Below are 11823 nucleotides of genomic sequence, written 5' to 3' on the forward strand. Positions count from 1 at the left end.
GCAGGTGTACGCCTACCGCGACCACAACGACCCCGTAGAGCTCGGTTTCACCGACCGGCTCGGCGGGGTCAGTGGCGCACCCTGGGCGTCGCTCAACCTTGCTCTCGACGGCGACGACGATCCGGCGGCGGTCGAGGCCAACTGGAGTCGTCTGCTCGATGACTTCGCGCCCGGCTCCTGGCTCGCCGACATGCGCCAGGTGCACGGCAACACGGTGGCCGTGGTCGGTGCCGGTCCAGCGCCGCGGCCCGAATGCGACGGCATCGTCACCGCGATGCCGGGCGTCGTGCTCGCCGTCCGTGCCGCCGACTGCGTCCCGATCCTGCTCGCCGACGCCGAGGCCGGTGTCATCGGGGCCGCGCATGCGGGCCGGAACGGGGTGCTGAGCGACGTCGCGTCGGCGACCGTCGCCGCGATGCGCGAGCTCGGCGCGACCGCGATCCAGGCCTGGGTGGGGCCCCACGTCTGTGGCTCCTGTTACGAGGTGCCGCAGCAGATGCAGGACGAGGTCGTCGCTGCGGTGCCTGCGGCCGAGGCTCGCACCAGTTGGGATACGCCCTCCCTCGACCTGGGGGCCGCCGTCGCCGCGCAGTTGCAGAAGGCGGGGGCCGCGGTCAGTGATGTCTCCCGCTGCACTCGCGAGTCGGCCGACCTCTACTCCTATCGACGTGATGCGGCCGATGCCGGACGTCACGTCGGGTTGATCACCCTCGCACGAAGGAACGGACCACACGATGAGTAGGCGCGCCGAGTTGGCGGCCGGCCTGGCCGCGACCCAAGCGCGGGTCGCTGAGGCGGCGCGAGCCGCCGGCCGCGACCCAGACGAGATCACCATCACCGTGGTCACCAAGTTCTTCCCGGCTGCCGATGTCCGCCATCTCGCTGACCTCGGTGTCACCGACGTGGGCGAGAACCGGCACCAGGAGGCGATGGCCAAGGCTGCCGACTGTGCGGACCTCGCGCTGCGCTGGCATTACATCGGTGGTCTGCAGTCCAACAAGGCCGCCGCGGTCGCCGGCTACGCCGACGTCGTGGAGTCGGTCGACCGCTCCCGTCTGGTCGGTGGCCTCTCGCGTGGCGCCGTCGAACGAGGACGGGACCTCGACTGCCTGGTCCAGGTCTCGCTCGACCCGCCGGAGCAACGGGACGGACGCTCCGGCGTCCACCCTGACGAACTGATGGCGCTCGCGGACTCCGTCGCGACCGCGGAGGGGCTCGTGCTCCGCGGCCTGATGGCGGTGGCGCCGCTGGGCGCCGAACCGGAGGCGGCCTTCGACGAGCTGGCTCGGCTCGCCGAACTGCTCCGGGCGCAGCATCCCGAGGCGACGGTGCTCTCCGCGGGGATGAGCAACGACCTGGAAGCCGCCGTCTCGCGTGGCGCGACACACGTACGGATTGGCCGTGCGGTGCTCGGAGAGCGGCCATGAACCCAGTAGTGTCCAACACATCACGAGCGCCACAGGGTGGCGCGCTACCCCGGAGGAAAGACTCATGAGCGGCGCGATGCGCAAGATCGGTGAGTACCTCGGCCTGGTCGAGGAGAGCGACCGTTACCTGGACGAGGACCACGACGAGTACGCAGACGAGCCTGCCCGTGAGGTCCACGAGGAGCGTCGCCCTGCACCCGTCGCCAGTATTTCGGAGCGGCGTCGGCCGCAGCCTGTGGAGGTGGCTCCGGCCGTGGCAGAACTCTCGCGGATCATCACCCTGCACCCGCGCACCTACAACGAGGCGCGCACGGTGGGGGAGAACTACCGCGACGGCGTCCCGGTGATCATGAACCTCAGCGAGATGGAGGACGCCGACGCCAAGCGTCTCGTCGACTTCGCTGCCGGCCTGATCTTCGCCACCCGCGGATCGATCGAGCGGGTCACCGCCAAGGTCTTCCTGCTCTCGCCCCAGAACGTCTCGGTGACCGCTGAAGATAAGCAGCGGATCGCCGAGGGCGGCTTCTTCAACCAGAGCTGATCCACGGGTGGAGACTGTTGGCTGGCTGATCCACATCGTCCTGTGGGTCTTCATCGCACTGCTGTGGGTGCGGTTCGTCTTCGACTGGGTGCAGGTCTTCGCCCGCACCTGGACGCCGTCCGGGCCGCTGCTCGTGCTACTCGAGGTGGTCTACTCGACCACCGACCCGCCGATCAAGGCCCTGCGACGCGTCATTCCGCCCCTACGATTGGGGAATTTCGCGCTCGACCTGAGCTTCCTGATCGTCATGGTGGGGGCCTACTTGCTGTTGAGTCTCAACAGCATGATTCTGTTGTCCTGACAGCCTTTCGGAGAGATCCGGGCTTTGGGCCAATGCCTGGTGTAGACCATCAGGCGCTATTGTTCGACCAAGTATCTGACCATCGACTACAGACGAATTGGGTGAGGTCATGCCGCTGACACCTGAGGACGTGAGCAACAAGCGCTTTACTCCCGTCCGGCTCCGCGAGGGCTACGACATGGGTGAGGTGGACCAGTTCCTCGACGAGGTGGAGGCAGAGCTGGCTCGTCTCACCAAGGAGAACGAAGACCTGCGGTCCAAGCTGGCCGCAGCTCAGTCTGGTGCCCCGGTCCAGGCTGCTGCGCCGGTTGTTGCTGCTCCCGTTGTTCCCGAGCCGGTCCGCGAGCCCACCCCGGCTCCGACCCCGGCCCCGGTTGCTGCCGCTCCGGCCGCTGCTCCGGTCGAGACGATCCGGGTCGAGACGGTTGCCCAGGCGTCCAACGCCGCGGCCCGTCTGCTCGAGATCGCGACCCGCAACGCCGACGAGCTCGTCGACGAGGCGAAGAACGACGCCGACAAGATCGTCGGTGAGGCCCGGACCAAGGCCGAGCGCCTTGAGGCCGAGTCGAAGATCAAGGCCGACCGCCTCGAAGCTGACGCCCGCACTCGCGCGCAGATGCTCGACTCCGAGACCAGCGAGCGTCGTGAGCAGATGTTCGGCGACCTGGAGAAGGAGCGCGACAAGCTCAACGCTGACGTCGAGAACCTGCGGTCCTTCGAGCGTGAGTACCGTTCGCGCCTGAAGAGCTACTTCACCGAGCAGCTTGCTTCGCTGAACGCCACCCCTGAGGTTGGCGCCGGCGAGGGTTCGCCTGCCGCTCCCAAGCGGCTTCGCTCGATCCTCGGTGAGGACGAGAGCTGAGCGGTTCACCTCGGTAACGCATGAGGAGCGGTCGACCCTGGAGGGTCGACCGCTCCTTTGCATTTGTCGCGCGTGGCGGATTGTGAGGATCTCGACGAGCCGCTAGGGTCCGAGCCACTCGTATGTGGCTATCGCCACATGGCTAGGCCCTAAGGAGGCCGGGTTCCATGGCGCGTACCAGTAGGAAGTCCCTTGCCGAGACTGCGGCTGCCGCCGCGAAACGAGTCATGACGCGCGGCAAACCTGCCGCCGCCAAGAAGGCGGCCCCTGCTGCGAAGGTCACGCCGAAGGGCGCCAGCAACGGCGTCGCGAAGAAGGCGGCGCCCGCAAAGAAGACGGTCCCCGCCAGCAGGGCCACAACGAAGAAGGCTCCGCCCGCGACGAGCGCGGCGCCCGCCAAGAAGGCGGCAGCCAAGCAAACCCCGGCCAAGCAAACCCCGGCCAAGAAGGCCACCCCGGCCAAGAAGGCCGCCGCGACGCAGGCAACGGCCAAGAAGGCCGTCGCGACGAAGAAGGCGGCTCCGGCTAAGAAGGCCGCGCCCTCTGTCGCGAAGAAGGCCCCCGCGAAGAAGGCCCCCGCGAAGAAGGCCACGGCGAAGAAGGCCACGGCGAAGAAGGCCGCCACCAAGACCACCAAGGCGGCACCCCCGAAGAAGGCCGCGCCCTCCGTGGCGAAGGCGGCCCCGGCGAAGAAGGCCGCGCCCTCCGTGGCGAAGGCGGCCCCCGCGAAGAAGGCGGCCCCCGCGAAGAAGGCGGCCCCGGCCAAGAAGACCGCAGCCAAGAAGATCGCCAACGCTGAGCCGACGACACGTCAGGCTGTACCTGCTAAGAAGGTCGCAACAAAAAAGAGCCCCTCCCAGGTAGAGAAGGCGGTACCCGTGAACCAGACCACGCCCGTCAAGAAGGTGGCAGCGCCGGCCAAGAAGGCCCCGGCCAAGACCGCGGCGAAGAAGGCCGCCCCCGCATCGCTCGCGGTCCGTGAGGACGAGAGCGCCTGGACTGCCGCCGAGCTCGACGAGGTGATGTCGGAGCTGGAAGGGCACGCGGATCGGCTGCGGCGTGAGCTGCACGATCAGCAGGAGGAGCTCGCCGGTCTGCTTCGCGACGCCGGTGACGGCGCCGGCCAGGACCAGGCCGACATGGGGGCGACCAGCTTCGAGCGCGACCACGAGCTCACTCTGGTCAACAACGCCCGCGAGATGCTGCTGCAGACCGAACGCGCCCTCGCCCGGATCCACGACGGGACCTACGGCGTCTGCGAGGAGTGCGGCAAGCCGATCGGCAAGATGCGGTTGATGGCATTCCCGCGTGCGACACTGTGCCTGTCATGCAAGCAGCGCGAGGAGCGTCGCTGAGCCCCAGCGAGCCGAACCCCCAGTCACCGTCTCCCGACGACCTCAAGCAGGCTCGGTCGAGGCGTAACCGTTGTCTGGCCCTCTTCTGGACCCTGGCCGTGGTGCTGATCGCACTCGACCAGTGGGTCAAGGAGTTGGCCATCGCCAAGCTGACCGGCGAGGGCCGCGTCGAGCTGGTGGGCGATTGGTTCGGCCTGCAGTTGGTCCGCAACCCGGGTGCGGCGTTCAGTATGGGCACCAGCTTCACCGAACTGTTGGCCGTGGTCGCCGCGATCGCCACGATCGTCGTGGTCTGGCTCTCCTTCAAGGTGCGGAGCACCTTCTGGGCGGTCGGTCTGAGCTTCCTGTTGGCGGGCGTGGTCGGCAACCTGATCGATCGGCTCACCCGTGAGCCCGGCTTCGGTCGCGGCCATGTGATCGACATGTTCGCCTTCCCGAACTTCCCGATCTTCAACGTCGCGGACATCTGCATCAACGTCGCAGCCGGCGTGATCATCGTCCAAGCGGTGCGTGGCATTCGACTCGACGGCACTCGTGAGGAAAACGATGACTGAGCAGCGTGTGGTGCTGGTTCCCGATGGTTTGGCCGGGGAGCGCGTCGACGCGGCGATGGCGCGGATGTTCGGTCTCTCGCGGACCAGGTCGGCCGACCTGATCGCTGCCGGACACGTCAGCCTGGACGGCCGCAGCGTCGGCAAGTCGGACCGGGTCAGCCCCGGCGAGATGCTCGACGTCACGATCCCGGCGGAGCGCGATCCGCTGGAGGTGGTGCCCGAGGTCGTCGAGGGGATCAAGATCATCCACGACGACGACTCGATCGTGGTGATCGACAAGCCGGTCGGCGTCGCGGTGCACCCGTCGATGGGATGGACCGGTCCGACGGTGGTCGGCCACCTGGCCGGCGCCGGGTTCCGGATCGCGACCAGCGGAGCCTCCGAGCGTCAGGGCATCGTCCAGCGTCTCGACGTCGGGACCTCCGGGGTGATGGTGATCTGCAAGAGCGAGCACGCCTATTCGCGGCTCAAGAACGCCTTCCGGCACCGCACGGTCGACAAGACCTACCACGCGTTGGTGCAGGGCCACCCGGACCCGTTGGTCGGGACGATCGACGCCCCGATCGGACGGCACCCGAAGTCGGACTGGAAGTTCGCGGTGATGGCCGACGGCAAGCCGTCGGTGACCCACTACGAGCTGCTGGAGGCACACCGCTTCGCCAGCCTGCTCGAGGTCCACCTGGAGACCGGTCGCACCCACCAGATCCGGGTGCACATGTCGGCGATCAAGCACCCCTGCGTCGGCGACCTCACCTACGGTGCGGACCCGAGCCTCACCAAGCGGGTGGGGTTGGAGCGGCAGTGGTTGCACGCCGTCCGCCTCGGCTTCGAGCACCCGGACACCGGGGACTACGTGAGCTACGAGTCCAGCTACCCCGACGACCTCGCCGAGGCCCTCGAGATCATCCGCGACGCGCACTGATGCAGTTGCGGCCGGCCACCGCTGCGGATCTGCCGCGGGTCGCCGGACTCTTCCTCTCCGCGCGGCGTGCGGCGCATGGCCAGATGCCCGCCGTCGTCCACCCGGACGCCGAGGTCCTGGCCTGGGTCGTCGGCTGGGACCTGGCGGCTCTGACGCTCTGGGTCGCCGAGGCTTCCGACGACGGCGAGTTGCTCGGTTTCGTCGCCTTCACCCCGACCTGGCTCGACCACCTCTACGTGTCACCGACCGCTCAGGGGGGTGGTGTGGGCAGGGCGTTGTTGGACGTCGTCAAGGCGATGGTGCCCTCGGGATTCTCGCTCTGGGTCTTCGCCAGCAACACCTCGGCTCGGGCCTTCTACGCCGCCCATGGGCTGGTCGAACGCGAGCACACGGACGGCTCCGAGAACGAAGAGGGTGAGCCTGATCTCCGGATGGAGTGGCGCCCGGAGTGCCGAGCAGGGGTTGTGTCGGAGGGGTGACGTAGTCTGGCGTTTCGCTTTTGTTCGACCCCTTCAAGGAGTGTGATCGGCGCCAATGTCGCAGGCCGCCAACGACTCGTTCGTGCACCTTCACGTGCACACGGAGTACTCGATGTTGGATGGTGCGTCGCTCCTTGACGGCCTGTTTAGCCGAGTCAGCAATCTCGGCATGCGCTCGATCGCGATGACCGACCACGGCAACCTGCACGGTGCCTACGATTTCTGGTCGAAGGCCAAGAAGTACGACGTCAAGCCGATCATCGGCATCGAGGCTTACATCACGCCGGGCACCTCCCGGGGCGAGCGTCGCCGCGTCCGCTGGGGCAAGGGCGACTCCAAGGAGGAGGGCGGCAACGACGTCGCCGGTGGTGGCGCCTACACCCACATGACGATGTGGGCGGAGAACACCGAAGGCATGCACAACCTCTTCAGGCTCTCCTCGCGTTCCAGCCTGGAAGGCATGTTCTACAAGCCTCGGATGGACAAGGAGATCCTCGCCCAACACAGCAAGGGCGTGATCGTCTCCACCGGCTGCCCGAGCGGTGCGATCCAGACCCGGTTGCGGTTGGGTCAGTACGACGAGGCGATCCGTGAGGCTGGCGAGCTTCAGGAGATCTTCGGTCGGGAGAACGTCTTCCTCGAGTTGATGGACCACGGCATCGACATCGAGAAGCGGGTCCGTGACGACCTGCTCCGGCTCGGCAAGCAGATGAACATCCCGCCGATCGCCACCAACGACTCGCACTACAACAACCCCGAGGACGCCGACGCCCACGACGCGTTGATCTGTGTCGCCTCGGGCAAGCGGTTGGCCGACCCGAATCGGCTCAAGTTCGACGGCGGCGGCTACTACATCAAGTCCGCCGCCGAGATGCGTGAGCTGTGGGCCGAACGGTTCGGGATGCCCGAGGCCTGCGACAACACGCTGGCCATCGCCGAACGCTGCGAGATCGACTTCACCGAGTCGACCGGTGGCTACATGGCGCGCGCCGACATCCCGGCGGGGGAGACCGAGGAGTCCTGGTTCCGTAAGGAGGTCTGGCGCGGGATCGAGGCCAGATACCCTGGCGACCGGTTGACCCAGGAGGTCAAGGACCGGGTCGAGATGGAGCTCGCGATCATCTCGCAGAAGGGCTACTGCGGCTACTACCTCGTGGTTGCCGACTTCATCCAGTGGTCGAAGGACCACGGGATCCGGGTCGGCCCCGGCCGTGGTTCCGGTGCCGGTTCGATCGCCGCCTATGCATTGCTGATCACCGACCTGTGCCCGCTGGAGCACGGCCTCTTCTTCGAGCGGTTCCTCAACCCGGAACGTCCCTCGATGCCCGACTTCGATATCGACTTCGACGACGCCCGCCGCGGCGAGGTGATCCAGTACGTCACCGAGAAGTACGGTGCCGCCCGCGTCGCCCAGATCGCCACCTTCGGTCGGCTCAAGGCCAAGGCTGCGATCAAGGACGCCGCACGCGTCCTCGACCACGGCTTCGCGATCGGTGACCGGATCACCAAGGCGCTGCCGCCGGACGTGATGGGTAAGGGCGTTCCGCTCAAGGAGCTCTTCAACGAGGGCCACAAGCGCTACGGCGAGGGCGGTGAGTTCCGAGCCCTCTACGAGCAGGACCATGAGGTCCGCAAGATCTACCAGACCGCGGTCGGCCTGGAAGGCCAGATCCGTAACTGGGGTGTGCACGCGGCCGGCGTGATCATGTCCAGCGAGCCGCTGATCGACATCGTCCCGATCATGGCGCGCCCACAGGACGGCGCGGTGATCACCCAGTTCGACTACCCGATGTGTGAGTCGCTGGGCCTGGTCAAGATGGACTTCCTGGGTCTGTCCAACCTCCGCATCCTGGAAGACGCGCTGGCCAACATCATGGCCAACCGCAACGAGAAGGTCGTCCTCGAGGAGCTGCCGTTCGACGACGTCCCGACCTACGAGCTGATGGGCCGCGGCGACACGCTGGGCGTCTTCCAACTCGATGGTCAGGGCATGCGTGCGCTGCTCCGTTCGATGCAGCCCGACAAGTTCGCCGACATCACCGCTGTCTCCGCGCTCTACCGGCCGGGCCCGATGGGTGCCGACTCGCACAACAAGTACGCCCGCCGTAAGAACGGCCGCGAGCCGATCGAGCCGATCCACCCGGCGCTGGAAGAGGCGCTGGAACCCGTCCTGGGCGAGACCTACGGTCTGATCGTCTACCAGGAGCAGGTGATGGCGATCGCCCAGGTGCTGGCCGGCTTCACCCTGGGTGCCGCAGACAACCTCCGCCGCGCGATGGGTAAGAAGAAGAAGGAGGAACTCGACAAGCAGTACGCCGGGTTCCAGGCCGGCATGCTGGAGCGCGGTTATCCGCAGGCCGCGATCAGCACCCTGTGGGAGATCCTGCTCCCGTTCTCCGACTACGCCTTCAACAAGTCGCACTCCGCCGCCTACGGCGTGATCACCTACTGGACCGCCTATCTGAAGGCGAACTACCCGACCGAGTACATGGCCGCCCTCTTGACGTCGGTGAAGGACGACAAGGACAAGATGGCCATCTACCTCAACGAGTGTCGCCGGATGAAGATCCAGGTGCTCCCGCCCGACGTCAACTCCTCCGCCCACAACTTCGCGGCCGTCGGTACCGACATCCGATTCGGTCTGACCGCGATCCGCAACGTCGGCTCGAACGTCGTCGACGGCATCGTGGCGGCCCGCGAGGGCAAGGGGCGGTTCAAGGATTTCAACGACTTCCTCGACAAGATCCCGCTCGCTGCGATGAACAAGCGCGTCATGGACTCGCTCGCCAAGGCCGGCGGTTTCGACGAGATGGGTCACCACCGTCGCGCGATCCAGTTGATCCATGAAGAGGCCGTCGACCGCTACGTCCAGGCCAAGAAGGACGACGAGGGTGGCCAGGACTCGTTGATCGAGATGCTCGGTGCCGCCGACATGGGGTCGGCCGCGACCAGCATCGATATCCCGGAGATCGACGAGTGGGACAAGATGACCCGGCTCACCTACGAGCGGGAGATGTTGGGTCTGTACGTCTCGGACCACCCGCTGCTGGGGCTGGAGCACGTGCTGTCCAACGGCACCGACACCACGATCGGTCAGCTCCTGGTCGACGAGGAGCGCCCGCACAACTCGATGATCACCGTCAGCGGCTTGGTCACCGGTGTCCAGCGCCGGATCACCAAGCGTGGCGACGCCTGGGCGACGATCACCCTGGAGGACCTCGACGGTGCGATCGAGGTGCTCTTCTTCCCGAGCGCCTACCAGCTCGCCGGTCCGCACCTCGCCGAGGACTCCATCATCCGGGTCAAGGGCAACCTGTCCCGCGACAAGGAGCAGCCCGAGATCCGCGGTCAGGAGGTCTCGCTGCCCGACCTCAACGATGGTCCCTCGGGCCCTGTGGTGATCCGGCTACCCTCTACCCGGTGCACGCCGCCGGTCGTCGAAGGTCTCCGGGACGTGCTCTCAGCGCACCCGGGAATGTCGGAGGTCCAGTTGCACCTGAAGGCTCGCGCCAGCACCACCGTGCTACGCCTCGACGATCGCCTCCGGGTGACGCCGTCCTCCTCGCTCTTCGCCGACCTCAAGCAACTCCTCGGGCCGGGCTGCCTTGGCTAGCCGGGGCCGGAAGCTCGGCGAGCTGGGCCTCGTTGCCGCGGCGTTCCTGCTGGCCGGTCTGATCGCCGGCCTGCTCTGGTACTTCTGGTGGTCCCCGGCGCCGACCACCGACGTCTACCTCCGCAACGGTGGCCGGCCGCTCTTCGAACGCGACGTGATCTTTCGGGCCACCGGGCTCTACTTCTTCATCGCCGCGGCGGTAGGTGCCGTGCTCGGCGGTCTGGCGATGTGGTTCGTCGACCGTGACGAAGTGGTCACCTTGATCACCGTCGTGGTGGCCGCGCTGCTCGGCGGTCTGTTGATGGCCTGGCTGGGCCACCTGCTCGGTCCGGATGCGCCGGCCAGCATCGACCCCAACGTCGAGCATCCCAACGGATTCCCCACCGTCAAGGCGGAGCTCACCGCGGACCGCCTCGTGGTCTTCACCGCGATGCCCGGGGGAGCGACCCTGGCCGCACTCGCCGTCCTGCTGCTCAGCGGTGGGCGTAAGGCCAAGCGGGCTGCGCTCCCGGTCGCCCAGCCAGAAGCGGCCGCGCCGAACCAGCCCTGGAGCTAGCGACCGATCGCCGCGACAGCGGCGTCGGTGAGCCGGATCAGGTCCTCCGGCGCCAGTTCGAGGTCGAGGCCTCGGCGTCCGCCCGAGACGAAGACGGTCTCCATGCTCGCCGCCGTCTCGTCGACGACGGTGCGGTGTGCGCGCCGCTGCCCCAGCGGTGAAATGCCACCGACCACGTAACCGGTGGCGCGCTGGGCAGCCACCGGGTCAGCCATCTGTGCCTTGCTGGCACCGACCGCGCGGGCCAACGCCTTGAGGTCGAGTTGGCCGCTGACCGGCACCACGGCGACGACCAGTTCGCCGTCGGCGTCCGCGAGCAGCGTCTTGAAGACCCGTTCCGGGGCCACCCCCAGCGCCTCGGCGGCCTCCAAGCCGAAGCTGGCCGCCCGCGGATCGTGGTCGTAGGGATGGGCGGTGAATGAGACCGACGCAGCGGCCAACGCCACCGTGGCCGGGGTACCGCCAGCGCCCTTCTTCTTCGCCATCAGTTCGGGGACCACCGGTTGCGGGCGAGGTTGATCGCCGGCAGCGACGGGATCGCTGCCATCGCCTCCCGCTCCAGGTTCATCAACATCTCCAGCAGATCCAACCGGTTGTCGGTGGTCTCGGCCTCCAGCAGACGCTGCTGCTCGTCCAGCGGCAGTTGGCAGGTCGCGGCGAGCACCCACGCCAGGATCGTCGGGTCATCGGGGATGTCGCCCGGGTACGCGTTGTAGCCACGGACCTTGGTCAGTGCGTCGCGGTACTTGACGAAGATCTTGCGGACCCGGGGAGCCCGGACCGGAGCGCTCGGACTCTCCACGTCGGGGAGGGTGACCAGGTCGGCGGTGATGAACGGGTCCGCCGGATGGGTCTCGATCAGCTTGATCCGGTCCCTCGCCACCGCCAGGATGCTGAAGCTGCCGTCGGGCCGCTCCTCGGCGTCGGTGAGCTCGAGGAGACACCCGATCCGATGGATCGAGTGGCCGGCCCGTTCGCCGACCTCGTACCCCTCGCGGATCGCGACCGTACAGAAGACCCGTTGTTCCGGGTCCGGGATCCGCAGCAGCTGGTGGATCATCGCCCGGTACCGGTCCTCGAACACGCTCAACGGCACCGTGACGCCTGGAAAGACGACGGTGTTCAGCGGGAAGAGCGGAACCGAACGCAACACGGTGCCAGCCTAGTGGCAGGAGCCAGGAGTTCCGGGCCAACGGCCGCGGTTTCCGCGGGG

General features: G+C 67.3%; 13 protein-coding genes. 11 read left to right on the top strand and 2 right to left on the bottom strand.

What is annotated here, in order from left to right:
• The first annotated feature begins 4 nt into the window (after nucleotides 1-4).
• From pgeF to ACLM5J_RS17875, 11 genes are all read left to right on the top strand, one after another.
• Nucleotides 5-742 carry a peptidoglycan editing factor PgeF gene (gene pgeF, locus ACLM5J_RS17825; RefSeq protein WP_413657849.1) on the top strand — a complete coding sequence of 246 codons (738 nt, stop codon included), beginning with the start codon at nucleotides 5-7 and terminating at the stop codon, nucleotides 740-742.
• Nucleotides 735-1427, top strand: a complete 693-nt coding sequence (locus ACLM5J_RS17830) for a YggS family pyridoxal phosphate-dependent enzyme (RefSeq protein ID WP_413657850.1) — start codon at nucleotides 735-737, stop codon at nucleotides 1425-1427. The genes pgeF and ACLM5J_RS17830 overlap by 8 nt, the downstream gene beginning before the upstream one ends.
• A 64-nt stretch (nucleotides 1428-1491) precedes the next feature.
• Nucleotides 1492-1968: a cell division protein SepF gene (locus ACLM5J_RS17835; protein WP_413657851.1), complete on the top strand. Its 477-nt coding sequence runs from the start codon at nucleotides 1492-1494 to the stop codon at nucleotides 1966-1968.
• Nucleotides 1969-1975: 7 nt separating this feature from the next.
• Entirely contained in the window at nucleotides 1976-2269 is a 294-nt protein-coding gene (locus ACLM5J_RS17840; protein ID WP_413657852.1) for a YggT family protein, read from the top strand.
• Between the two features lie 109 nt (nucleotides 2270-2378).
• The gene (locus ACLM5J_RS17845) at nucleotides 2379-3131 is read left to right on the top strand and encodes a DivIVA domain-containing protein (RefSeq protein WP_413657853.1); all 753 of its coding nucleotides are present in this window, start codon (nucleotides 2379-2381) and stop codon (nucleotides 3129-3131) included.
• A 227-nt stretch (nucleotides 3132-3358) separates the two neighbouring features.
• Entirely contained in the window at nucleotides 3359-4486 is a 1128-nt protein-coding gene (locus tag ACLM5J_RS17850; protein ID WP_413657854.1) for a TraR/DksA family transcriptional regulator, read from the top strand.
• A complete protein-coding gene (lspA, locus tag ACLM5J_RS17855; protein ID WP_413657855.1) occupies nucleotides 4459-5040 on the top strand; it encodes a signal peptidase II in 582 nt (193 codons plus the stop codon). Before ACLM5J_RS17850 ends, lspA begins: the two co-directional genes overlap by 28 nt.
• Nucleotides 5033-5962 (top strand): RluA family pseudouridine synthase, encoded by a 930-nt coding sequence (locus ACLM5J_RS17860; protein WP_413657856.1) that lies wholly within the window; start codon nucleotides 5033-5035, stop codon nucleotides 5960-5962. Before lspA ends, ACLM5J_RS17860 begins: the two co-directional genes overlap by 8 nt.
• Entirely contained in the window at nucleotides 5962-6441 is a 480-nt protein-coding gene (locus ACLM5J_RS17865) for an N-acetyltransferase family protein (RefSeq protein WP_413657858.1), read from the top strand. Before ACLM5J_RS17860 ends, ACLM5J_RS17865 begins: the two co-directional genes overlap by 1 nt.
• A 55-nt stretch (nucleotides 6442-6496) precedes the next feature.
• A complete protein-coding gene (gene dnaE, locus ACLM5J_RS17870) occupies nucleotides 6497-10054 on the top strand; it encodes a DNA polymerase III subunit alpha (RefSeq protein WP_413657860.1) in 3558 nt (1185 codons plus the stop codon).
• Entirely contained in the window at nucleotides 10047-10610 is a 564-nt protein-coding gene (locus tag ACLM5J_RS17875) for a hypothetical protein (RefSeq protein ID WP_413657862.1), read from the top strand. The genes dnaE and ACLM5J_RS17875 overlap by 8 nt, the downstream gene beginning before the upstream one ends.
• Here ACLM5J_RS17875 and ybaK read toward each other — a convergent pair.
• Together ybaK and ACLM5J_RS17885 are read right to left on the bottom strand one after the other, a co-directional pair.
• On the bottom strand, nucleotides 10607-11095 hold the full coding sequence (gene ybaK, locus ACLM5J_RS17880) for a Cys-tRNA(Pro) deacylase (RefSeq protein WP_413657946.1): 489 nt from the start codon (nucleotides 11093-11095) through the stop codon (nucleotides 10607-10609). The two genes, ACLM5J_RS17875 and ybaK, sit on opposite strands and share 4 nt — an antisense overlap.
• Complete coding sequence (locus ACLM5J_RS17885; protein ID WP_413657864.1) at nucleotides 11095-11763, bottom strand: LON peptidase substrate-binding domain-containing protein; 669 nt, start codon at nucleotides 11761-11763, stop codon at nucleotides 11095-11097. The genes ybaK and ACLM5J_RS17885 overlap by 1 nt, the downstream gene beginning before the upstream one ends.
• Nucleotides 11764-11823: the final 60 nt, after the last annotated feature.

The sequence above is a fragment of the Nocardioides sp. Bht2 genome (assembly GCF_047308515.1).
Lineage (GTDB): Bacteria > Actinomycetota > Actinomycetes > Propionibacteriales > Nocardioidaceae > Nocardioides.

What these genes read in the sequence shown, in the direction of transcription:
- ACLM5J_RS17830 (WP_413657850.1), top strand. Translation starts at nt 735, where the DNA reads ATGAGTAGGCGCGCCGAGTTGGCGGCCGGCCTGGCCGCGACCCAAGCG.
- ACLM5J_RS17835 (WP_413657851.1), top strand. Translation starts at nt 1,492, where the DNA reads ATGAGCGGCGCGATGCGCAAGATCGGTGAGTACCTCGGCCTGGTCGAG.
- ACLM5J_RS17845 (WP_413657853.1), top strand. Translation starts at nt 2,379, where the DNA reads ATGCCGCTGACACCTGAGGACGTGAGCAACAAGCGCTTTACTCCCGTC.
- ACLM5J_RS17850 (WP_413657854.1), top strand. Translation starts at nt 3,359, where the DNA reads ATGACGCGCGGCAAACCTGCCGCCGCCAAGAAGGCGGCCCCTGCTGCG.
- lspA (WP_413657855.1), top strand. Translation starts at nt 4,459, where the DNA reads ATGCAAGCAGCGCGAGGAGCGTCGCTGAGCCCCAGCGAGCCGAACCCC.
- ACLM5J_RS17860 (WP_413657856.1), top strand. Translation starts at nt 5,033, where the DNA reads ATGACTGAGCAGCGTGTGGTGCTGGTTCCCGATGGTTTGGCCGGGGAG.
- ACLM5J_RS17865 (WP_413657858.1), top strand. Translation starts at nt 5,962, where the DNA reads ATGCAGTTGCGGCCGGCCACCGCTGCGGATCTGCCGCGGGTCGCCGGA.
- dnaE (WP_413657860.1), top strand. Translation starts at nt 6,497, where the DNA reads ATGTCGCAGGCCGCCAACGACTCGTTCGTGCACCTTCACGTGCACACG.
- ybaK (WP_413657946.1), bottom strand. Translation starts at nt 11,095, where the DNA reads ATGGCGAAGAAGAAGGGCGCTGGCGGTACCCCGGCCACGGTGGCGTTG.